Genomic DNA, 19649 nt, shown 5'->3' on the forward strand with positions numbered 1-19649 from the left:
CCTCTTCCTGGAGGCCCGCATGCTCCGCCGCCCCGCAGCTGTCCGTCCCACACGTCGGTCGCGGCCGGGCCCCGCTGGACGCACGGCGCGCTCGGCCGGCGTCGTCGCGCTCGGCACCGGTGTGACCGCCGCCGCCGTCGGCGTCGCGGTCATCGCCGGCTCCGTCGTGGCCGTCGCCCGCGCCGTCGTCACCCCGGACCGCAAGCGCACCGAGCGGGTCCCGATCACCGCGGTCGACCTGGAGGCCCGGACCGTCACCCTGGGCCGCAGTCCCGACACAGAGCTCCAGGGCCGGTACAGCCTGTGGTTCGGCGCCGCCACCGGGCACATGCGGGTCGGCGAGGTCCTGGCCGTGACCGACACCACCGTCACCCGGCGGATCATCGCCGTGGACGCCGGCGACCCGACCGCAGCACGCCGCGGACGCTGGGGCGGCTGGTTCTACCTGACGCCGCAGGAGCTCGGCGTCCCCGTCGAGGACGTCGACGTGCTCACCCCGAACGGCCCCGCGCCCGCCTGGGTGGTCCGCGCCGAGGACCCGGCCGCGCCCTGGGCGGTCCTCGTCCACGGTCGCGGCGTCACCCGTGCCGAGACGATCCGCGCCGTCCCGGTGTTCCGCGCGGCCGGGTACTCGGTGCTGCTGGTGTCGTGGCGCAACGACGGCGTCGCGCCCCCGAGTGCGGACGGGCGCTACGGTCTCGGCTCGACCGAGTGGGAGGACGTCGACGCCGCGCTCGACTGGGTCGCGCAGCAGGGCGCCACGAGCGTCGTCCTCATGGGCTGGTCGATGGGCGGCGCCGTGGTCCTGCAGACCCTGGTCCGCTCCGGGCTCGCAGGACTGGTCACCGGCGTCGTCCTGGACTCGGCGGTCGTCGACTGGAACGCCGTCCTCAAGTCGCAGAGCCGCGCGCTCCGGCTGCCCCGGCCGGTCCGCAAGGTGGCGCAGTGGGTCCTCCGCACCGCGGTCGTGCACCGGATCGCCGGGCTCGAGCGGCCGATCGACGTGCGGGAACTCGACATGGTCGCCCGCGCCGACGAACTCCACGTCCCGATCCTGCTGCTGCACAGCGACGACGACGGCTTCGTCCCCTCGTCGGCGGCACGCGCCCTCGCCGCTGCACGACCGGACCTGGTGCAGCTCGAGGTCGCGCATGTCGCCCGGCACACGAAGCTCTGGAACCACGATGCCGACTGGTTCGACGCGCGGATCCTGGCGTGGCTCACCGACGTGGTCGAGCCGCGGCCGGCGGCCGACGTGCGGTGACCAGGGTCGGACGGAAGGCGCGGGACCAGCGGTGACGCGCCTCCCGTCCGACGGGTGGTCACCACCCCACCCGGGGTGGCCGCCCGCGCCCGCTTCAGCGCGCGGGGAAGAGGTCGACGGAGCGCGGGGTGGAGCGGTAGCGGAGATGCTCGAAGTCCGGGTGCCAGTCGACGAGGCCGACCACGGCGCGGACGGCGATGTCGATGAAGTACGGCGAGACGACCACGCGGCGGGGGACCGTCGTCGCCTCGATCTCGGTCGCGGGTCGGGAGCGGGACCCGTCGAAGTCCGTGACGTGCACGCCGTCGACGTCGGTGCCCCAGGTGTACGCGGGCAACAGACGGTCGGTGTCCGGGGCGACGTTGCCGACGACCTCCCACATGCCCGGCTGGAACCGTGCCGGCAGGGTGAGCCCGGCCACCACCGGCTGCGTGGCGAGCACGACGAGCGGGTCGGCGGGGCGCGGGAGGTCCTCGGGGCGCTGGAAGACCGCGACGTACACGGCATCGTGCAGCGTCGCGAGGACGTGCCCGAGCAGCACCCTGCCGCCACCGTCCGGGATGAGGAAGACGTCACCGGTCTCGGCCGTGAAGGGCTCGCGGCTGAGCGGGACCAGCTCGTCGGCGGAGGCATCGGCGCGTCCGGACGCGCGGTCTGCTGCTGCTTCCGTGGCCGGCGGACGTGACGCCGTCACACCGGAGCGTCGGAGTCGTTCGACCTGTTCGTCGAGGTCACGGCCGGGTCTGCCGCGGCCGACGATCTCGATGGTGAAGACCTTCTCCGGGTCAGCCCTGGTCTCGGCCAGGAGTTGCGCGAAGAGCTGCTGATCGCTGTCAGCATGGTGGAACTCGGAGCCCGATGGCTGGTCCCTCTTGCGCTTGCCGAACACGTCGTCCGTTCCCCTCGTCCGATGGCGCCCTCATCGTGGCACGGCTGGTCAGTCGGAGGTCGCTGGTGGTCCGAAGACCGCCAGGCCACCACCGGGCAGGGCGACGATCATCCGGCGCTCCGGCCCGCCGCCGTCGTACTGCCACGACTCGTACGAGTCGTCGGGCCAGGCCTCGAGGACCGTTCCGGATGCGAAGTGGAGCCGGAGGTCGGGGCCGTCGAGTGTCGCGTCCGTGACCGTGTCGCCGTGCAGGGCCAGGACGGGTGCGAGCGACGTCGGGTCCGTCGGGTCCACGATCCGGCGTTCCCCGTCCGGACCGGTGATCGCGAACTCGGCCTCGAACTGCATCGTCGTGCCGTTCGAGAACCCCAGGCTCGTCTCGAAGGTGAATCTGAGGACGTCCACCCGGGCGTCGGTGAACTCGAGTCGGTGGTCTTCGGTCACGGTGTCTCCTTCCTCGGCCGGTCGGGCGATCTGGTGATCGCCGATCGGTCGTACGCCGTGGCGGAGAGGAAGACCCGGTCAGCAGCACGGAGGAGGACGGTGACGATCTCCGACCCGGACTCGACCTGGCACACGAGGACGAGTGCGTCCCCGAGCGGCCCGAGTGGTTCGACCAGTGGCAGCAGGTTGGGTTCGTCCTGCGCGTAGCTGCGCCGGACGACCTCGGTGAAGGAGCGTGCCGGCACGTCGTAGGTGAGGACCTCGGCATCGTCGGCGACAGCGGACAACACCTCGTGCACCCGGCCCGGGACGAGCGGGTCGGACGCCGGTAGGCGTCGGCGCAGGTCGTCGACCGACAGGTCGTCCGTCATGACGCCGTTCCTCCCGGCAGCGTTCGAGCGACGACCTCGCCGCCGGTCAGGACGTCGATGTCCAGGCGCGCTCGTCCTGGTTCGGACCAGTGCCACGAGGGCCGGTCGCGGTGGGACCACCCCTCCAGCAACGCACCCGATGCGAAGCGGACGTCGATGCGGGCGCCGGTGACGGTACCGCGTTCCACCACCGTCGTGTGCAGGGCGAGGAGCGGCAGGAGCGAGGGTGGGTCGCCCGGTTCCATGAAGGTGTGCGTGCCGTCGGTCTCGGTCAGCGAGAAGGCGGTCTCGAACCGGAGGGTCGCCCCGCTCGAGAACCGGACGGTGACGGCGGTGTCGATCGTGACGGCGTCGACCGTGTCGCCGGCGACGTGCAACTGGATGGGAACCGGCGTGGTGTTCGTCACGGTGTCCTCTCGCCGTCGCCGGCGTCTCGCTCTGCGGGGAAGACGAGCTGATCGAGACGCGGTAGTTCGGTCGGCATCGCGTCGGTGCACCACGGGAGCTCGACCATCTGCATCCTGCCGTCGTGCACCCAGATGAGCAACTCGCGCCCGGCTGCCTCGGCGTCGGTCTGGTACCTGGCGGCTTGCGGCAGTGGTCCGTCGGGGGAGGTCGACGCGGGGCCGGGGGACCACGGACGGGAGGCGCGGCACCAGCTGGTACCGCGCCTCCCGTCTTCCAGAAGCCGCTACGCGGCCGCCGCCCGCACCTGCCGCTGCACCCGACCGAGCATGCCGACCATGCCGCGGATCCGCAGCGGGCTGACCGCCTCGTTCAGCCCGAGCGTCAGCGGGTAGTCCGCCGGCACGGCGAGCACCTGCTCGACGGTCAGGCCGGAGAGCCCCTGCGCCAGGATCGACGCGAAGCCGCGCGTGGTCGGCGCTTCACGCGGAGCCGTGGCGTGCATCCGGACGACGTCCGGGCCGTCGCCGTCCTCGCCCACAGTGACGGTGATGAAGACCGGCGACTGGCACTCCTCGACGCGTTCGAGTTCGTCCTCGTGGCCCTGCAGGCGCGGCGGGAGCGCAGGCAGGTCGTCGGAGAACTCGAGCAGGAGCTGCAGGCGGTCGTTCTGCGTCAGCGCGAGGAAGTCGTCGCGGATCTCGGCGAGGGGCTGGGGGAGCGCTGCGTCCGTCATCGAGCAGGCAGCGTACCCGGCTCGGAGCCCACCACGATCGGGACGCGGACGGCGCTGCCCCACTCGGTCCATGAGCCGTCGTAGTTCTTCACGTCCTCGATGCCGAGCAGGTGCTGCAGGACGAACCACGTGTGGCTCGACCGCTCGCCGATCCGGCAGTACGCGATGACCTCGTCCGCGTCGCCGATGCCGGCGCCCTCGCGGTACACGGCGTCGAGCTCCTCGCGCGACTTGAACGTGCCGTCGGCAGCGGCGGCGGACTTCCAGGGGATGTTGACGGCGGTCGGGATGTGCCCGGCGCGCAGCGCACCCTCCTCCGGGTAGTCCGGCGCGGTCGTGCGGTCGCCCGAGTACTCCGGGGCGCTGCGGACGTCCACGAGCGGCTTGCCCAGGTGTGCGAGGACGTCCTCCTTGAAGGCGCGGACGGTGGCGTCGTCGCGCTCGACCACGGGGTACTCCACCGCGTCGACCGACGTCCGGTCGGTGGTCATCGCCCGACCCTCGGCGATCCACTTCGCCCGGCCGCCGTCGAGCAGGCGGACGTCCTCGTGCCCGAAGAGCGTGAACACCCAGAGTGCGTACGCGGCCCACCAGTTGTCCTTGTCGCCGTGGATGACGACGGTGGTGTCGCGGCCGATGCCCTTGCCGCCGACGAGCCGGGCGAAGGCCTCGCCGTCGATGTAGTCGCGCTGCACCGGGTCGTTGAGGTCGGTGTGCCAGTCGATCTTCACCGAGCCCGGGATGTGCCCGGTCTCGTAGAGCAGGACGTCCTCGTCGGACTCGACCACGACGAGTTCGGGCGACCCCACGCCGGCGTCGAGTTGCTCCTGCAGCCACTCGGTGGACACCAGGCGCTCGGGGTGCGCGTAGGAGCGGAACTTCTCGGACGGGTCGACCGGTGCGGTCATCGGGGGTACCTCCTGGGGATCGATGGCGCGCGGACTAGGATCGGTCCTTGCGCGTCACCCTCAACGGTACGCGGAAGCACCGTGTCGCAGCCGTGACGTGACACCAGACGACAGGCCGACGGAAGGTCCCGCACCGTGCCAGAACCGCGCCCCGCGCCGGAACACCTCGTCGACCGCGACCCGCAGGTCACCCCGCAGCAGATGGCCGCCGCGCTCGTGCCGCCGCCGCAGTTCGCCGAAGCGTCGTTCGCCTCGTACCGGCCCGACCCGGAGTACGCCTCGCAGGCCGAGGTGCGGGACGCGGTCGAGACCTTCGTCACGACGGTCCCCGAGCCGGCCAGGCGCGGGCTGTTCGGTCGGAAGCGCAAGGAGCCCGAGGTGCCCGCGAAGTCCGGCGTGTACCTGGACGGCGGGTTCGGCGTCGGCAAGACCCACCTGCTCGCCGCGGCCTACCACGCGGCCAGCGGACGGAAGACGTTCGGCACGTTCATCGAGTACACCGCGCTCGTCGGGGCGCTCGGTTTCCAGGGCACGGTCGACCTGCTCCGCGGGACCGCGCTCGTCTGCATCGACGAGTTCGAGCTCGACGACCCGGGCGACACGATGGTGATGACCCGGCTCATCAAGGAGCTCACCGAGACCGGCACGCGCTTCGCCGCGACGTCGAACACCCCGCCCGGGGCACTCGGTGAGGGGCGCTTCGCCGCGCAGGACTTCCTCCGCGAGATCCAGGCGATGTCCGACCGGTTCGACACGATGCGCATCGACGGCCTGGACTTCCGTCGTCGTGCCGTCGACGAGTCGGCGTCGGTCGTCGAGGACGTCCCCGCCGCGCTGGCGGCCCTGACCTCGTCGACGCCGTCCGGGACGGGAGGCCCGGCCCGCGTCACGCAGGACGACTTCCGGTCCGTCGTGGCCCACCTGGCGTCCGTGCACCCGTCCAGGTACGTCGCGCTCGTCGACGGGCTCGACGCCGTCGGGCTGACCGACGTGCAGGCGTTCACGGACCAGACCGACGCGCTCCGGTGGGTGGCGCTCGTCGACCGCCTCTACGACTCGCAGGTCCGGATCGTCGCCTCGGGCATCCCGCTCGACACGGTGTACCCCGACGTGATGCTCGAAGGCGGGTACCGCAAGAAGTACCTGCGTGCCGCGAGCCGCGTCGTCGCGCTGACCCGCGCGGAGGAGTCGCCCCGGGCCTCCTGAGCGTCCCGGAACACCCCTGCCGGGCGCCGCTCGGGGCCGCGAAACACAGCGTTCACAGAACGCGCCGTGACGTTACCTCCGCGAAACAGAGCGCGCCTCCCGGTGAAACACGTCGTCGCCAGACTCGGTCGCACCCGAGGCGGACGGAGAGCCGCACAGCGACGAGAGGTGCACACATGCTTGATCAGGGCAACACGACGTTCGTGTTGGTCATGGCGGCGCTGGTGTTGTTCATGACACCCGGCCTGGCCTTCTTCTACGGCGGTCTGGTGAAGGCCAAGTCCGTCATCAGCATGATGATGATGTCCTTCGGGGCCATCGCGCTGGTGAGCGTCCTCTGGGTGCTCTACGGCTACGCGATCGCCTTCGCCAACCACGGGGACAACACGGCCGTGACGGGAATCGTCGGCTTCTTCAGCATCGACTGGAACCTGCTCGGCCTCGGCCAGGCGTTCGAGGAGGCGCAGTCGTCGGACATCCAGGCGGCCTACCCGTCGATGGCCTTCGTCGGCTTCCAGGCCACGTTCGCGATCATCACGGTCGCCCTCATCTCCGGTGCGATCGCCGACCGCGCGAAGTTCGGCGCGTGGATGGTCTTCGCCGGCATCTGGGTCACGGTCGTCTACTTCCCGGTCGCCTCGTGGGTGTTCAACCTGACGTCGGGATGGGCCGCCACGTGGGGCGTCATCGACTTCGCCGGTGGTACCGCGGTGCACATCAACGCCGGTGCCGCGGGCCTGGCCCTGGCGCTCGTGCTCGGCAAGCGCGTCGGCTTCGCCAAGGGTGCGCACAAGCCGCACAACCCGCCCTTCGTCCTGCTCGGTGCCGCGATCCTCTGGTTCGGCTGGTTCGGCTTCAACGCCGGGTCCGAGGGCGCTGCTGACGGCATCGCCGCGATCGCCTGGGTGAACACGCTCGCCGCCCCCGCCGCCGCGATCCTCGGGTGGCTGCTCATCGAGAAGCTCAAGGACGGCAAGGCCACCTCAGTCGGTGCCGCCTCGGGCGCCGTCACCGGCCTCGTCGCGATCACGCCGGCCTGCGCCAACCTGACGCCCGGCTGGGGCATCGTGCTCGGCTTCCTCGCCGGCATCGTCTGCTGCTTCGCGATCGACTGGAAGTACCGCCTGGGCTTCGACGACTCGCTCGACGTGGTCGGCGTGCACCTGGTCGGCGGTGTCTTCGGCACGCTGTTCCTCGGCTTCTTCGCCAACGACACCGGCCTGATCTACTCGGGCTCGTTCGAGCAGCTCGGCAAGCAGGCCGCCGCTGCCCTCGCCGTCGGGCTCTACTCCTTCGTCCTGGCCTTCGTGATCGGCTTCCTCATCGAGAAGACGATGGGCTTCCGCGTGAAGACCGAGGACGAGGTCGCCGGCATCGACACCGCGGTCCACGGCGAGGAGGGCTACGTCCTCTACGACCAGGAGGACAACAGCCCGGTCGGCGTGCGCTGACCGCTCCTGCCGCACACGACGACGGCCCCCGCTCACTCGGAGCGGGGGCCGTCGTCGTGCGGCCGGCGGTCAGTGCGTGTCGGCACCGTCCTCGCGCGAGCCGTCGGGGACCGCTTGGTCGTCGGTCTGGGTCCCGGTGGACGTGTCCCCGAGGTCGTCGCCGCCACCGACGAGGGCGTCACCTCCGCGGGCGTCGTTCCCGAGCGCGGCGAGCGCGGACTGTTCCTGGTCCCCACGGTCCTCCAGGTCGAGTCCGGAACGGTCGTCCTCGGCACGTGGTTGCTCCTCGCCCGACCCGGAGTCGCCGGTGGTGGCGGCTTCGTGCTGCAGCGCTTCGCCGAGCTCGGTGTTGCCGCCGTCCCCGCCGTGGTCGTTGGGCATGGAAGTGGTCATCGCGGTCGTCCTCTCGTCGGTGGTCCGGCTCCAGCGGGAGTCGTCGGTGCCCGGACCGGTGTGCGGTGCTACCAGGCGTAGTCCTCGGGTGCGGTCTGGTGGCCGGGGAACAGCTCGTCGAGGCGGTCGAGTGCGGCCTGGTCGAGGCGGATGTCGACCGCGCGGACGGCGGACTCCCACTGCTCCATGGTGCGCGGGCCGGTGATCGGGGCGGTGACGCCCGGCTGGTGCAGCAGCCACGCGAGGGCGAGTTCCCCCGGGGTGTGCCCGAGCTCCTGCGCGAACGACTCGTACGCGGTGAGCTGGTCGCGGTGGGCGTCGACGTACTCGGCGCTCCGCCCGGACAACCGGCGCGACCCGTTCTCGGTCTTCTCGATCACGCCGCCGAGCAGTCCGCCCTGCAGCGGCGACCACGGGATCACCCCGAGCCCGTAGTGCTGCGCGGCCGGCAGGACCTCGCGCTCGACGTCACGGACGACCAGGTTGTAGATCGACTGCTCGCTGACCAGACCGAGGAAGTTCCGGTGCCGCGCGGCCTCCTGCGCCTGCGTGATGTGCCACCCGGCGAAGTTCGACGACCCGACGTAGAGGACCTTGCCCTGGCCCACCGCGATCTCCATCGCCTGCCAGATCTCGTCCCACGGTGTCGCCCGGTCGACGTGGTGCATCTGGTAGAGGTCGATGTGGTCGGTCTGCAGCCGCTGGAGCGACGCGTCGATCGACCGGCGGATGTTCAGCGCGCTCAGCTTGCCGCCGTTCGGCCAGTCGGTCATCTCGCCGTACACCTTCGTGGCGAGCACCGTCTTGTCGCGTCGTCCGCCGCCCTTGGCGAACCACCGGCCGATGATCTCCTCGGTGGCGCCCTTGCCCACCGAGCCGCCGTACGCGTTGGCCGTGTCGAAGAAGTTGACGCCGAGCTCGTGCGCCCGGTCCATGATCGCGTGCGAGTCGTCCTCGCTGGTCTCCGGTCCGAAGTTCATCGTGCCGAGCACTGCCCGTGACACCGACAGCCCTGTCCGTCCGAGGTGTGTGTAGTCCATGCACCAGGTCTACGCCCCCGGCTCGACGCGCTGTCAGGGCCCGGGAGTACCCGTGGAGGCCTCGACGACCACGCGACGGAGGAACGACCATGCCCGACGACGACATCCCGAGCACGCTGCAGCGGTCCCCGGAGCACGCGCAGGACGTCTACCGCGCCACCCTGCGGTCCGCCGAGGCCGAGTACGGCGAGGGACAGCGCGCCGGCCGGACCGCGTGGGCCGCCGTGAAGCACGAGTACGAGAAGGTCGGCGACCACTGGGAGGAGAAGGACTCCGCCGGCCCGTCGGACTCGGGCGCCGCCGGCACACGCGGTTCCGGCACGACGCAGGAGGGCGTCGACGCGAACGCCTCGAAGGCGCACCTACTCGACGTCGCGAAGCGCCTCGAGGTGAGCGGCCGTTCGAGGATGACGAAGGACGAGCTCGTCGACGCGATCAAGAAGGCGAACCGCCGAGCGACGGCGAAGGCGCGCGACTGATCTGCGCCCACCCCATGCCGTGCCCGGCATGCGACGTTGGACGACAGGCGTAGCGTTCTGCGGGTGAACATCCCAGCACTCCGAGGCAGCCGGATCACCGGGTTCGGCCACCACCAGCCCGACCGGATCCTCACCAACGACGAACTGTCGACGATGGTCGACACGAACGACGAGTGGATCACGACACGCACCGGGATCAGGACCCGGCGCATCGCCGGCCCGGACGACAGCGTGACGTCCATGGCGACCGAGGCGGCGCGCAACGCCCTGGCGGACGCGGGCGTCGCGCCGACCGACGTCGACCTGGTCGTGGTCGCGTCGACCACCCACCGGGACCGCTCGCCCTACACGGCCGGACGGGTGGCGGCAGCGCTCGGCATGTCGAACGGCCCGGCCCCCATCGACATCAACACCGCGTGCAGCGGCTTCGAGTACGCCATGGCGATCGCCGACCAGGCCATCCGCTCCGGGTCCGCCGACACCGCGCTCGTCATCGGCTCCGAGACGCTCTCGCGCATCGCCGACTGGACCGACCGCTCGACATGCGTGCTCGTGGGCGACGGCGCCGGCGCAGCGGTCCTGCAGGTCTCCGACGAGCCGCAGATCGGACCGGTGTCGTGGGGGAGCGTGCCGCACCTGCAGGACGCCGTCCGCGTCACGCACGACCCGGAGGTGTTCCAGCAGGAGGGCCGCTCCATCTACCGGTGGGCGATCACCGAGGCCGAGGGACACGCGCGCGCGGTCGTCGACCGGGCCGGCCTGACCCTCGACGACATCGGGGTCTTCGCCTTCCACCAGGCGAACCTGCGCATCATCGAGCCACTCGTCACGGCGCTCGGCGGCGAGGGCAAGTACGTCGTGCGCGACGTCGTCGAGTCCGGCAACACCTCCGCAGCGAGCGTGCCGCTCGGTCTGTCGAAGGCGTGGCACCGCGGGGAACTGCCGGAGGGTGTCCCGGCGCTGCTCTTCGGGTTCGGGGGCGGGTTCGCGCACGCCGGACAGGTGGTCACCACGCCGGTCCGTCGCCGCTGACCGCGAGCGCCGGCCCGCCCGGGCGACGGACGGGAGGCTCCCCACCGGGTGGTGCCGGGCCTCCCGTCCGTCGGGCGTGTCAGCGGTCGAGCTTGCGCTGCTGCCGCTTGCTGAGGGGCTTCGCGGAGTCCGAGCCGACCGGCTCGGCGTCGACCACGACCGCGAAGTGCGCGGGCGGCGGACCGAACGCGCTGCGGGAGGACTGGACGACCTTGCGCCCGAGCGCGTGGTTGCCGAGGCCGCCGACGACGGCACCGATCCCGAACGGGATGGCGCGGCCGAGGACGGACGTGCCCTGGCGGGTCAGGAACCGCTTGACGAAGGTGTTGCGCAGCTTCCCGCCGATGCCGCTCACGGCCTGCTTCGGCAGCGACGACGTGACGAGCTCGCCCCAGAACGCGGTGCGACCCTTGCCGCCGCGGGCCTGGCCCGCGAGCTGCTGGACGAGCTGCGTCCCGGGCGCGCCGAGCATCATCGCCATCACGAGGGCGCGGGCGCGCTCCGGGTCCTCGACGGTGATGCCGTGCACCTCGGTGACGGACTGGGCGAAGAGCGCGCTGGCCTCGAGGAACCCGACCGTCTCGGCTCCGCTCAGGCCGAGGCTCGCGACCATCCCGACGCCGGGGATGACGGCGCTCGCGCCGACGGCGGCGCCGCCGGAGGTCACGGCGGTCAGGTACTGGCGCTCGAGGATCTCGATGACCTCGGCCGGGGAGGCGTCGGGGTGACGACGACGGACACGGGCGACGTGGGCGACGACGACGGGCCGCTGCACCGAGATCGCCCGGTCCAGCCATGCGGTCCAGCCCGAGGTGTCGTCGGACTGGACGCGCTGACCGTCGGCGGACGGGGCGGTCTGGACGGGTGCGGGGGGCATCGGCACGATCGCGTCGTGGCCCTTGGGGGTGCGGGACATGACGTCGACGCTACGCGGGGGGTGCTCGGAGCGGCCGAGCGCGGTCGCTCTCCGGAGGGTCAGCTGTGGGCGAGCTCGGCCCGGATCGGCAGGTCCTGGTCCTCGAGGATGAACTGCGCGCCGACGGCGGTGCGGGCGTTGACGACGACCGGGGCGAGCAGGTTCACGGTGGTGCCGGCCGCGTCCGGGTTCGCGACGACGAGGAGCATGGCCTCCTCCGCGCGCTCGAGCCCGATGCGGTCGGCCTGCTCGTCAGCGAGCACCGGCGCGTAGTCGGGCAGGTGCACGGCGGCGTCGAGCAGGTACAGCCGCGGGTCGGTCACGCCGGAGTCCGTCGTGCCGGTGCCCACCAGGGCGAACAGGCCGTCGGCGCCGTCGACGGGGTCGAGGGTGAACGACCGCAGCGGCTCGAGGCCGAACGGTGCGACGGTGAAGGTCAGGTCGATGCTCATCGGAGGTAGTCCATCAGGGTCGGCTGCAGGACCTTCGCGGTCACGGCGAGGGCTGCCTGGTAGTTGGTGCTCTGGACCTGCAGGTCGAGGACGGCCTGGGCGAGCGCCTTGTCCTCCACGCCGGAGCGGCGACCCTCGAGTGTGGTCGAGAGCGTCTTCAGCGCGTCCTGTGCGGACAGCGCCGCGGAGTGCCGCACACCGACGTCGGCCTGCGCACCGCGGACGGCGGCCTGCGCCGCGTCGATCTCGTTCAGTCGGGGGTTCACGTTCGTCCCTGCCTGCAGGTCGGCGACGATGTCGTCGAGGAGTGCGAAGACCGACGCGTCGCCGGTCCCGAACACGGCGCTGCCGTCGGTGTCGACGCGGACCTCGTCGCCGGTGCCGACCGTACGGGTGACGCTGGCGGACGGGGAGCCGGCCCACGTCGTGTCCGGCGCGTACGCGGCCGCGGCGGGGGAGGACCCGGCGAAGACCGATCGCGTGCCGTACTTCGTGTTCGCCGAGCTGAGCAGGTCGGCCTTGAGGCCCTGGAGCTCGCTGATGAACGCCTGCCGGTCGGTGGTGCCCATCGTCCCGTCGCTCGCGGCCTGCACGGTGAGGTCCCGGACCTTGCCGAGCACCTTCGACACCCCGGCGAGGGCGCTGTCGGTCGTGGCGAGCCACCCGACGGCGTCGTCCGCGTTCCGGGCGTGCTGGGCGGCCTGCGCCTGCTCCTTCCGCACCTGCATGGCGGTCGCGGTGCCGGTCGGGTCGTCGGACGGCTTCCGGATCGCCTTGAGGCTCGTGGCCTGGTCGGTCAGGTCGGCGACCTTCGCGGCACCGGCCTGCAGACGCGACTGCGCGGCGGCCATGGTCATCTGGGTGGTCACACGGGTGATCACGGTCAGCTCCTCCCGACGAGGCCGAGGCGGTTGATGATGGTGTCGAGCATCTCGTCGACGGCGGTCAGGACGCGTGCCGCGCCCTGGTAGGCGTGCTGGTACGCGAGCAGGGACACGTTCTCCTCGTCCATGTCGACGCCGGCGCTCGACTGCTGCTGGGTGCGCGCGTTGGTGAGGGCGAGCCCGGTGAGCGTCGCCTCCGACGTCGCCGTCCGGGAGGCACTGCCCACGCCCGTCACGAAGGTCGCCCAGGTCGCGTCGGGACCTCCGGCACGGTCGCCGACCGCCGCGATGGCCGTCAGCACCGAGGCGTCGAACTGCCCGGTGGCGCTCCGGGTGGCGAGTCCACTCGCGTCCGTCGGGACGACGGACAGCCCCTGGGCCGCGGGGACACCGGCGGCGAGGGCGAAGAACGGGCTGCCGGTGGCCCCGGACGGCGTGGTGCCGGTGGCGTGCAGGGCGTTCAACGACGTCGCGAGGTCCGTGGCGACGGCGTCGTACGCGGCGGCGGCCTCGGCGAGGGCACCACCCGTCCGTGCGCCGTTCGCGGGCGCGAGCAGGGACAGCCCACCCGCGATCGACCCGCCGTCGAGGGCGACCGGACCCGCGGAGCCGCCGACCCAGGACAGAGCCGGTGCGCCGGAACCGCTGCGGGTGTCGGCCAACGAGCCGGCACCGGCGAGGGCGACGGCGCGGGCGGAGGTGCCCTGCACCAGCGCGTTCCCGCCGATGACGACGTCGACCGTGCCGTCGCCGTTGTCGCGGACGGTGGCTCCGGTCAGCGTCGCGATCGACTCGGTGAGCTGGTCGCGTCGGTCGAGGAGTTCGTTCGCGTTCCCGCCCGACGCCACCGTCGACCGGATCTGCCCGTTGAGGTCGGCGATCTGCGCGGCGGCGTCGTTGAGCCGGGTGACCTGCGTGGCGACGGTGGACCGGGTCGCGGTCCACTGCGCGTCGACGCTCTTCGACCCGGCGGAGAGGGCCGTGGCGACGGTCTTCGCGGCGCCGAGCAGCGCGCTCGCGGCACCCGGGTCGTCGATGTGGGTCGCGAGGTCGCTCCAGGCGGACCAGAGCCCGTCGAGCTTCGCGGAGAGCCCGTCGGCGCCCGGCTCGTGCAGCCCGGTCTCGAGCTGGTCGAGGGCGGTCGCGCGGGTGTCGGCGGAGGCGGCGGCGCCGGCGGAGAGCCGGACGCGGGTGTCGAGGGTGGCGGTCGCCAGACGGGCGATGGCGTCGACCGACACGCCCTGGCCGGCGAGGGCCGCGGTGCCGCGGAGGAAGCCGGTCTGTGCCGGTGCGCCGACCTCGGTCTGCACGAGGCGCTGCCGGGTGTAGCCGGTCGTCCCGGCGTTGGCGATGTTCTGGCCGGTGACGTCGAGGCCGGCACGGGCCGCGGCGAGCCCGGAGTAGGCGGTCTGGAGCGATCCGAAGGTGCTCACCATGGTCAGAGGTTCCCGTCGAACAGGCGGGCGCCGTCCGGGTTGGCGCCCGAGGAGCCGGTCGCGTCGTACGTGTCCGCGTCGGCGACCGTGCCCGCGAGCGTCTCCTGCGTCGCCTGGGCGGCGACGCGGAGGAAGCGGTCGTTCTCGTCGCGCAGGGCGCCGATGCGCGTGGTCAGTTCGAGCATGGCGGCGAGGTGGGAGGCGAGGATCTCGCTCCAGGGTCCGGACGGCGCGGCGGCGACGACCTCGCGCAACGGTGCGTCCGAGGACACGCCCCACTCCTCGGCGACGGCGGCGCTCTGGGCGCTGCGTTCGAGACCGGTGCTGCGCAGGCGGTCGAGGACCTGCTCGACCTCGCGGCTGGCGTGCGACACCCAGCGGGAGCGCCCGGCGGCGAGGATGAGCTGTTCCTCCTCGAGCTTGAACGTGAGCAGCTCGAGCAGTTCGCGTTCACGCCACAGGACGGCGGACAGGTCGTTCACGCTCATCAGCCCCCTCCGGGATCGGATCGACCGCCGGGTGCGGTCTCCAGGGGTTATCGACGCCGTCGGTCCCGGCGTAAGCAGCGCGCGCCCGGTCCGCCGATCGGGGGACACGGGCGGACCGTGTCCGCAGAAGGGCGGACCGGCGTGTGCGGCGCCCACCCCCGCACTGGGTACGGACAGGCACTCGTTCAGCCCCTGCACAGCCGATAGGTTCGGAAGCAGCACCGGGGGACAACCCCCAGGTCGCGCCCAGGGCGCGGGTGCACCGCGAGGACGGATCCGCGCGGTTCTTCGACGTACTCCGGCGGTCCCGACGCCGGTGGTCGTCATGCCCACGGACGGGTCAGCCGAACCAGGACGACCAGGGGAACACCATGGACCGGAACGCACGCAACGCGATGATCGTCGAGCACCTGCCGCTCGTCGGCTACATCGTCGCCGAGACCTGCGCACGCGCCACCCACCTCAGCCGCGACGACCTCGCACAGGTCGGCTCCGTCGCCCTCGTGCAGGCGGCCGACGCGTTCGACCCGACCCTCGGCGTCCCCTTCGGCGCCTACGCCCGGACCCGCATCACCGGCGCGATCGCCGACGACCTGCGCGCCGGCGACTGGGCCAGCCGTGGCACCCGCAAGCGCATCCGCGAGACGCTCGCGACGCAGGAGGCCCTCTCCGCCGGTCTCGGTCGGAGCGTCACGCCGCAGGAGATCGCCGACGCGATGGGCGTCGACCGGCAGACCGCGGTCGACGCGCTCACCGACGCGGCGCGGACGATCACCCCGATCGACGAGACGGTGCACGACACGGTCGCCGCCGACCTCCCGCTGCCGGGCGAGGACCTGCTCGAGGCCGAGAAGCGCCGGTACCTGCGCGCCGCCGTCCTGGCGCTGCCCGACCGCATGCGCCTCATCGTCGAGGCCGTCTACTTCGGCGACCGCACCGTCACGGACGTCGCCACCGAGCTCGGCATCACGCACTCCGCCGTCTCCCAGCAGCGGTCCGAGGCGATGCGGCTGCTCCGCGACGGACTCGCCGCGCACTACGGCGACGACGGAGTCACGCCCGAGCCCGCCTCGCGCACCACGGCCGCCCGCCGGAGCGCGTACCTCGCCCGCGTCGCCACGAACGCCGCCGCCGGGGTCGCCCGCGCGGTGCACGACGCCGCCCCGCTCGGCCGGGTCGCGGCCAGTTGACCGTCCGGCGGTCCGCCGGGCGGGAAATCGTCCGACGGATCGCCTAACGCCTCCGGCCGATCGGTCGAGAGGAGCACATGTCAGCCCACGGACGGGCTGACGATCGGCCCAGTTTCACGGAGGAACACACCATGGGTATGTCCATCAACACCAACCTCTCGGCACTCAACACGTACCGGAACCTCAACGCGACGCAGAACGACCTGTCGAAGTCCCTCGAGAAGCTCTCGAGCGGCCTCCGCATCAACCGTGCTGCCGACGACGCTGCCGGTCTGTCGATCTCCGAGGGCCTGAAGTCGCAGGTCGGTGGCCTCACGGTCGCCGCCCGCAACGCGCAGGACGGCATCTCCGTCGTGCAGACCGCTGAAGGTGGCCTCACCGAGACCCACTCGATCCTCCAGCGCATGCGCGACCTGGCCGTCCAGGCCGGCAACGACTCGAACAACGAGACGTCGCGAACGGCCATCAGCACTGAGGTGGGGCAGCTCCAGCAGGAGCTCACCCGCATCGCGAAGGCCACCAACTTCAACGGTACGTCGCTGCTGAACAGCAACGACACCTTGAAGTTCCAGGTCGGAGCGAACGCCGGCACGGACAGCCAGATCTCGGTCGACCTGTCGGGCGCCAACGTCTCTGCGATCGCCGCGAAGCTCACGGTCGGTAGCACGGGCTCGACCGGGACCCAGTTCACCATCGCTGACCCGGCGGACCTCGGCGGACAGGCCCAGGAGTTCACCGTCACCAAGGGGAACGAGACCAAGACCGTCTCGGTCTCGGGTATGGCGGCGTCGTACGACAGTGTCGACAAGTACGCCGAGGACCTGCGCAAGAACGCTGACTTCTCGGCGAACTTCACTGTCGAGGTCGAGCACGACGCGAACGGTGCCGGCAGCGGCATCATCGTGTCGGCGATCAACGGCGGCACGGTGAAGAACTCGGTCGCGGACGGCAGCGCTCTGACCGGCGGCACCGAGGGCACGGCGGCTTCCGCCGGCGCGATCTCCTTCGCCGACGCGGATTCTGCTCAGAAGGCCATCAAGGTCATCGACGAGCAGATCGCTTCGGTCTCCTCGGCCCGCTCCAACCTCGGTGCGATCCAGAACCGCTTCGACCACGCCATCAACGTGACGAACGTGGCCAAGGAGAACCTCACCGCGGCGAAGTCCCGCATCACCGACGTCGACATGGCGGAGGAGATGGTCAAGTACACGCGCGACAACATCCTCAGCCAGGCCGGCACGTCGATGCTCGCGCAGGCGAACCAGAGCACGCAGGGCGTCCTGTCGCTGCTCCGCTAGTCGCACCGGTCGTCACCACCGAGGAGCCGTTCGGGTGCTCCTCGGTGGTGGCGCCCACCCCCTCGGACTGACCGCGGTCGGTCCGCCACCACCTCGATCCGACGACCGCCGGGGAGCCCGCGATGTCCACCACGTCCGCGACGAGCACCTCGCTCGCGATCGACGGCCTGGTCTCCGGCCTGAAGACGTCCGAGCTCATCAACTCGCTCATGTCGATCGAGCAGGTCCCGCAGACCCTGCTCAAGGCGAAGGTCACGACGACCAACTCGTTCATCTCGTCCCTGCAGACGATCAACGGGCTCGTGCAGTCGCTCGCGACCAAGGCCTCCGCCGCGGCGAAGGCCGGCTCGCTCGACCTGTACACGGCGACGTCGAGCGCGACGAACGCCACCGTGTCGACGAGTGCGGCGGCCACGCCCGGTTCCGTCTCGTTCACCGTCGGGCAGACCGCCGCCGCGCAGGTGGGCGTCACCGCCGCGATGTCGTCCTGGGGGGACACCGCGTCGCCGCTGACGTTCACGACGCCCGACGGCACGACCACGACGGTCACGCCGAAGACGGGCTCGCTCGACGACACCGTGACGGCGATCAACGCCTCCACCGCCGGGGTCACCGCGACGAAGGTCGCCGCCGGCACCGACGCCGCCGGCACGAAGCTCTACCGCCTGCAACTGACGAGCACCGCCACCGGCGCGGCGAACGGCTTCACCCTGCACCGGGGGACCGCCGCCGACGTCACGGCCGGGACCGCGACGGACGTGTTCGCCGAGACCGGCGCCGCCGTCGTGACCCGGGCCGCCGACGCCTCGGTCACGCTGTGGGCGGGCTCCGCCGCCGCCCAGACCGTGACGAGCGCGACGAACGCGTTCACCGACCTGCTGCCCGGCGTCAACGTCACCGTCTCGAAGGCGTCCGCGGACCCCGTGACGATCACGGTGGCCCGCGACACGACGAAGGCCCAGGGCGTGGCGTCCGGACTCGTCGACGCGCTGAACGCCGTCACGTCCTACTACGCCTCGAACACCGGCGTGACGAGCACCACCAGCCCGACGAACGGGACGACCAGCACCACCGCCGGTGTCCTGCTGGGGGACGCGACCACCCGCTCGGCCGTGCAACGGCTGACGAGCGCGATGTCGACACCGGTGAACGGGAAGTCCCCGTCCTCCATCGGCATCGTCATCTCGAAGGACGGCGACTTCGACTTCGACGCAGCCGCCTTCCAGAAGGCCCTCGCGGCCGACCCCGCCGGGACCCAGGCGATCCTGTCCGGCGTCGCGGAGGCCGTCGCGGACGCCGCCACCACCGCCAGCGACAAGTACTCCGGCTCCATCACCACCGCGATCACGGGCAAGCAGTCCGTGGTCAAGGACCTCACCACGCAGATCGACTCGTGGACCGACCGCCTGACCATGCGTCGGGCGACGCTGCAGACCCAGTACGCCGCGCTCGAGACGAGCCTCAGCAAGCTGCAGTCGCAGTCGAGCTGGCTCGCCGGGCAGCTCGCGTCGATGTCCGCGAACTGAGCCGCAGGAGAACCGACATGAACGCCTACGACCTCAGCGGCGCGGCCGCCTTCCGGCAGGCAGCGACGCCACGTTCGGTGACCGAGCAGCGCCGTGCCCAGTACACGAACGAGGCGGTCCTGTCGGCGACCCCGGCGCAGCTCGTCACGATGCTGTACGACCGACTGCTGCTCGACCTGCACCGGGCCGAGACCGCACAGGTGGCGTCCGACTGGGACGGCGCCCGCGACCAGCTCATGCACGCGCAGGCGATCGTGGGGGAGCTGTCGTCCACGCTGAAGATCGACGTGTGGGACGGCGGCGAGGGACTGCTCGCGGTGTACAACTACGCGTCGACGTCCCTCATCACCGCGAACGTGCACCGGGACGTGCAGGCCACGCGTGACTGCATCCGGATCCTCGAGCCGCTCCGCCAGGCCTGGCACGACGCGGCCGCCTCGCTGCCGGCGACCCCGGCCGCACCGCAGCAGACCGCCGGCGGGGCCCTCGGTGTCGCCTGAGTCGGAGACCGACGCCGCGGGTCCGTCCGACGCGCACGGCGACTCGCGCGCCCGCTGGGAAGCGGTGCTCGACGCCCTCGAGGCGACGCTCGACGGTGGCGCGACCGCCGACGAGCCGTGGACCGAACCGACCGGGCTGGGACCGGTCCCGCGCGACCTGGTGGGCCGCGCCTCCCGGCTGCTCGCCGCGCAGCGCGACCGCATCGTCGCCGTCGAGGACGCCCGCCGCACCGCCCTCGACCACCTCGGCGCACTGCGCGCCGTCGACGCCACGCGGCTGCCGTCCGGCTCCGTGTACCTCGACGCCAGCGCCTGACGCACCCGTCGGCCCCCCGTTCGGG

At 71.9% G+C, this 19649-nt stretch carries 23 protein-coding genes; 10 read left to right on the plus strand and 13 right to left on the minus strand.

The window, feature by feature from the left end; genetic code table 11:
* Nucleotides 1-19 precede the first annotated feature (19 nt).
* Nucleotides 20-1264, plus strand: coding sequence for a S9 family peptidase (locus DEI84_RS03740; protein WP_181420336.1), 1245 nt, complete (start codon nucleotides 20-22; stop codon nucleotides 1262-1264).
* A 94-nt stretch (nucleotides 1265-1358) separates the two neighbouring features.
* Here DEI84_RS03740 and DEI84_RS03745 read toward each other — a convergent pair whose 3' ends face one another.
* From DEI84_RS03745 to DEI84_RS03770, 6 genes are all read right to left on the minus strand, one after another.
* Nucleotides 1359-2153, minus strand: coding sequence for a hypothetical protein (locus tag DEI84_RS03745; protein WP_110889727.1), 795 nt, complete (start codon nucleotides 2151-2153; stop codon nucleotides 1359-1361).
* Between the two features lie 48 nt (nucleotides 2154-2201).
* The gene (locus DEI84_RS03750; RefSeq protein WP_110825463.1) at nucleotides 2202-2597 is read right to left on the minus strand and encodes a DUF6188 family protein; all 396 of its coding nucleotides are present in this window, start codon (nucleotides 2595-2597) and stop codon (nucleotides 2202-2204) included.
* Nucleotides 2594-2968, minus strand: a complete 375-nt coding sequence (locus tag DEI84_RS03755; protein ID WP_110825464.1) for a hypothetical protein — start codon at nucleotides 2966-2968, stop codon at nucleotides 2594-2596. The genes DEI84_RS03750 and DEI84_RS03755 overlap by 4 nt, the downstream gene beginning before the upstream one ends.
* Nucleotides 2965-3375 carry a DUF6188 family protein gene (locus tag DEI84_RS03760; protein ID WP_110889728.1) on the minus strand — a complete coding sequence of 137 codons (411 nt, stop codon included), beginning with the start codon at nucleotides 3373-3375 and terminating at the stop codon, nucleotides 2965-2967. The genes DEI84_RS03755 and DEI84_RS03760 overlap by 4 nt, the downstream gene beginning before the upstream one ends.
* Before the next feature lie 284 nt (nucleotides 3376-3659).
* Nucleotides 3660-4109, minus strand: coding sequence for a SufE family protein (locus tag DEI84_RS03765; protein WP_110889729.1), 450 nt, complete (start codon nucleotides 4107-4109; stop codon nucleotides 3660-3662).
* On the minus strand, nucleotides 4106-5017 hold the full coding sequence (locus tag DEI84_RS03770; RefSeq protein ID WP_110889730.1) for a sulfurtransferase: 912 nt from the start codon (nucleotides 5015-5017) through the stop codon (nucleotides 4106-4108). Before DEI84_RS03770 ends, DEI84_RS03765 begins: the two co-directional genes overlap by 4 nt.
* Before the next feature lie 135 nt (nucleotides 5018-5152).
* Between DEI84_RS03770 and zapE the strand changes: the two genes are divergently transcribed.
* Together zapE and DEI84_RS03780 are read left to right on the plus strand one after the other, a co-directional pair.
* A complete protein-coding gene (zapE, locus tag DEI84_RS03775; protein ID WP_258371689.1) occupies nucleotides 5153-6223 on the plus strand; it encodes a cell division protein ZapE in 1071 nt (356 codons plus the stop codon).
* A gap of 176 nt (nucleotides 6224-6399) precedes the next feature.
* Nucleotides 6400-7674, plus strand: a complete 1275-nt coding sequence (locus tag DEI84_RS03780) for an ammonium transporter (protein ID WP_110889731.1) — start codon at nucleotides 6400-6402, stop codon at nucleotides 7672-7674.
* Nucleotides 7675-7743: 69 nt separating this feature from the next.
* On the opposite strand, the gene DEI84_RS03785 is transcribed toward DEI84_RS03780, so the two are convergent.
* Nucleotides 7744-8067: a hypothetical protein gene (locus DEI84_RS03785; protein ID WP_146236301.1), complete on the minus strand. Its 324-nt coding sequence runs from the start codon at nucleotides 8065-8067 to the stop codon at nucleotides 7744-7746.
* 68 nt (nucleotides 8068-8135) lie between these two features.
* Complete coding sequence (locus tag DEI84_RS03790; protein WP_110889733.1) at nucleotides 8136-9107, minus strand: aldo/keto reductase; 972 nt, start codon at nucleotides 9105-9107, stop codon at nucleotides 8136-8138.
* An 89-nt stretch (nucleotides 9108-9196) separates the two neighbouring features.
* Between DEI84_RS03790 and DEI84_RS03795 the strand changes: the two genes are divergently transcribed.
* Both DEI84_RS03795 and DEI84_RS03800 read left to right on the plus strand, forming a co-directional pair.
* Nucleotides 9197-9586, plus strand: coding sequence for a ChaB family protein (locus DEI84_RS03795; RefSeq protein ID WP_110889734.1), 390 nt, complete (start codon nucleotides 9197-9199; stop codon nucleotides 9584-9586).
* A gap of 63 nt (nucleotides 9587-9649) precedes the next feature.
* Nucleotides 9650-10618, plus strand: coding sequence for a beta-ketoacyl-ACP synthase 3 (locus DEI84_RS03800; protein ID WP_110889735.1), 969 nt, complete (start codon nucleotides 9650-9652; stop codon nucleotides 10616-10618).
* Between the two features lie 79 nt (nucleotides 10619-10697).
* Here DEI84_RS03800 and DEI84_RS03805 read toward each other — a convergent pair whose 3' ends face one another.
* The 5 genes from DEI84_RS03805 to DEI84_RS03825 are packed head-to-tail and all read right to left on the minus strand — an operon-like array spanning nucleotide 10698 to nucleotide 14794.
* Nucleotides 10698-11534, minus strand: a complete 837-nt coding sequence (locus tag DEI84_RS03805) for a hypothetical protein (RefSeq protein ID WP_181420337.1) — start codon at nucleotides 11532-11534, stop codon at nucleotides 10698-10700.
* Nucleotides 11535-11593: 59 nt separating this feature from the next.
* Nucleotides 11594-11986: a flagellar assembly protein FliW gene (gene fliW / locus DEI84_RS03810; RefSeq protein WP_110825478.1), complete on the minus strand. Its 393-nt coding sequence runs from the start codon at nucleotides 11984-11986 to the stop codon at nucleotides 11594-11596.
* Nucleotides 11983-12867: a flagellar hook-associated protein FlgL gene (gene flgL / locus DEI84_RS03815; protein WP_110889736.1), complete on the minus strand. Its 885-nt coding sequence runs from the start codon at nucleotides 12865-12867 to the stop codon at nucleotides 11983-11985. Before flgL ends, fliW begins: the two co-directional genes overlap by 4 nt.
* Before the next feature lie 2 nt (nucleotides 12868-12869).
* A complete protein-coding gene (gene flgK / locus DEI84_RS03820) occupies nucleotides 12870-14306 on the minus strand; it encodes a flagellar hook-associated protein FlgK (protein WP_181420338.1) in 1437 nt (478 codons plus the stop codon).
* A 2-nt stretch (nucleotides 14307-14308) separates the two neighbouring features.
* Nucleotides 14309-14794, minus strand: a complete 486-nt coding sequence (locus DEI84_RS03825) for a flagellar protein FlgN (RefSeq protein WP_110889737.1) — start codon at nucleotides 14792-14794, stop codon at nucleotides 14309-14311.
* Between the two features lie 371 nt (nucleotides 14795-15165).
* On the opposite strand from DEI84_RS03825, the gene DEI84_RS03830 reads away from it, so the two are divergent.
* The 5 genes from DEI84_RS03830 to DEI84_RS03850 all read left to right on the plus strand — a co-directional run bounded on the left by DEI84_RS03830 (nucleotide 15166) and on the right by DEI84_RS03850 (nucleotide 19624).
* Nucleotides 15166-15984 carry a sigma-70 family RNA polymerase sigma factor gene (locus tag DEI84_RS03830; protein WP_110825534.1) on the plus strand — a complete coding sequence of 273 codons (819 nt, stop codon included), beginning with the start codon at nucleotides 15166-15168 and terminating at the stop codon, nucleotides 15982-15984.
* Nucleotides 15985-16115: 131 nt separating this feature from the next.
* Nucleotides 16116-17282, plus strand: coding sequence for a flagellin (locus tag DEI84_RS03835; protein WP_110889738.1), 1167 nt, complete (start codon nucleotides 16116-16118; stop codon nucleotides 17280-17282).
* Nucleotides 17283-17404: 122 nt separating this feature from the next.
* Nucleotides 17405-18808 carry a flagellar filament capping protein FliD gene (fliD, locus tag DEI84_RS03840; RefSeq protein WP_110889739.1) on the plus strand — a complete coding sequence of 468 codons (1404 nt, stop codon included), beginning with the start codon at nucleotides 17405-17407 and terminating at the stop codon, nucleotides 18806-18808.
* A 17-nt stretch (nucleotides 18809-18825) separates the two neighbouring features.
* Nucleotides 18826-19308, plus strand: coding sequence for a flagellar export chaperone FliS (gene fliS, locus DEI84_RS03845; RefSeq protein ID WP_110889740.1), 483 nt, complete (start codon nucleotides 18826-18828; stop codon nucleotides 19306-19308).
* Nucleotides 19298-19624 (plus strand): hypothetical protein, encoded by a 327-nt coding sequence (locus DEI84_RS03850; RefSeq protein ID WP_110889741.1) that lies wholly within the window; start codon nucleotides 19298-19300, stop codon nucleotides 19622-19624. The genes fliS and DEI84_RS03850 overlap by 11 nt, the downstream gene beginning before the upstream one ends.
* Nucleotides 19625-19649 lie beyond the last annotated feature (25 nt).

Origin of the sequence: Curtobacterium sp. MCBD17_023 (genome assembly GCF_003224415.1) — a bacterium.
Lineage (GTDB): Bacteria > Actinomycetota > Actinomycetes > Actinomycetales > Microbacteriaceae > Curtobacterium.

Excerpts from the sequence above, each read along its gene's own strand:
- DEI84_RS03740 (WP_181420336.1), top strand. The coding sequence starts at position 20 with ATGCTCCGCCGCCCCGCAGCTGTCCGTCCCACACGTCGGTCGCGGCCG.
- DEI84_RS03755 (WP_110825464.1), bottom strand. The coding sequence starts at position 2,968 with ATGACGGACGACCTGTCGGTCGACGACCTGCGCCGACGCCTACCGGCG.
- DEI84_RS03765 (WP_110889729.1), bottom strand. The coding sequence starts at position 4,109 with ATGACGGACGCAGCGCTCCCCCAGCCCCTCGCCGAGATCCGCGACGAC.
- DEI84_RS03770 (WP_110889730.1), bottom strand. The coding sequence starts at position 5,017 with ATGACCGCACCGGTCGACCCGTCCGAGAAGTTCCGCTCCTACGCGCAC.
- DEI84_RS03780 (WP_110889731.1), top strand. The coding sequence starts at position 6,400 with ATGCTTGATCAGGGCAACACGACGTTCGTGTTGGTCATGGCGGCGCTG.
- DEI84_RS03785 (WP_146236301.1), bottom strand. The coding sequence starts at position 8,067 with ATGACCACTTCCATGCCCAACGACCACGGCGGGGACGGCGGCAACACC.
- DEI84_RS03790 (WP_110889733.1), bottom strand. The coding sequence starts at position 9,107 with ATGGACTACACACACCTCGGACGGACAGGGCTGTCGGTGTCACGGGCA.
- DEI84_RS03795 (WP_110889734.1), top strand. The coding sequence starts at position 9,197 with ATGCCCGACGACGACATCCCGAGCACGCTGCAGCGGTCCCCGGAGCAC.
- DEI84_RS03805 (WP_181420337.1), bottom strand. The coding sequence starts at position 11,534 with ATGTCCCGCACCCCCAAGGGCCACGACGCGATCGTGCCGATGCCCCCC.
- fliW (WP_110825478.1), bottom strand. The coding sequence starts at position 11,986 with ATGAGCATCGACCTGACCTTCACCGTCGCACCGTTCGGCCTCGAGCCG.
- flgK (WP_181420338.1), bottom strand. The coding sequence starts at position 14,306 with ATGGTGAGCACCTTCGGATCGCTCCAGACCGCCTACTCCGGGCTCGCC.
- DEI84_RS03825 (WP_110889737.1), bottom strand. The coding sequence starts at position 14,794 with ATGAGCGTGAACGACCTGTCCGCCGTCCTGTGGCGTGAACGCGAACTG.
- DEI84_RS03830 (WP_110825534.1), top strand. The coding sequence starts at position 15,166 with ATGGACCGGAACGCACGCAACGCGATGATCGTCGAGCACCTGCCGCTC.
- DEI84_RS03835 (WP_110889738.1), top strand. The coding sequence starts at position 16,116 with ATGGGTATGTCCATCAACACCAACCTCTCGGCACTCAACACGTACCGG.
- fliD (WP_110889739.1), top strand. The coding sequence starts at position 17,405 with ATGTCCACCACGTCCGCGACGAGCACCTCGCTCGCGATCGACGGCCTG.
- fliS (WP_110889740.1), top strand. The coding sequence starts at position 18,826 with ATGAACGCCTACGACCTCAGCGGCGCGGCCGCCTTCCGGCAGGCAGCG.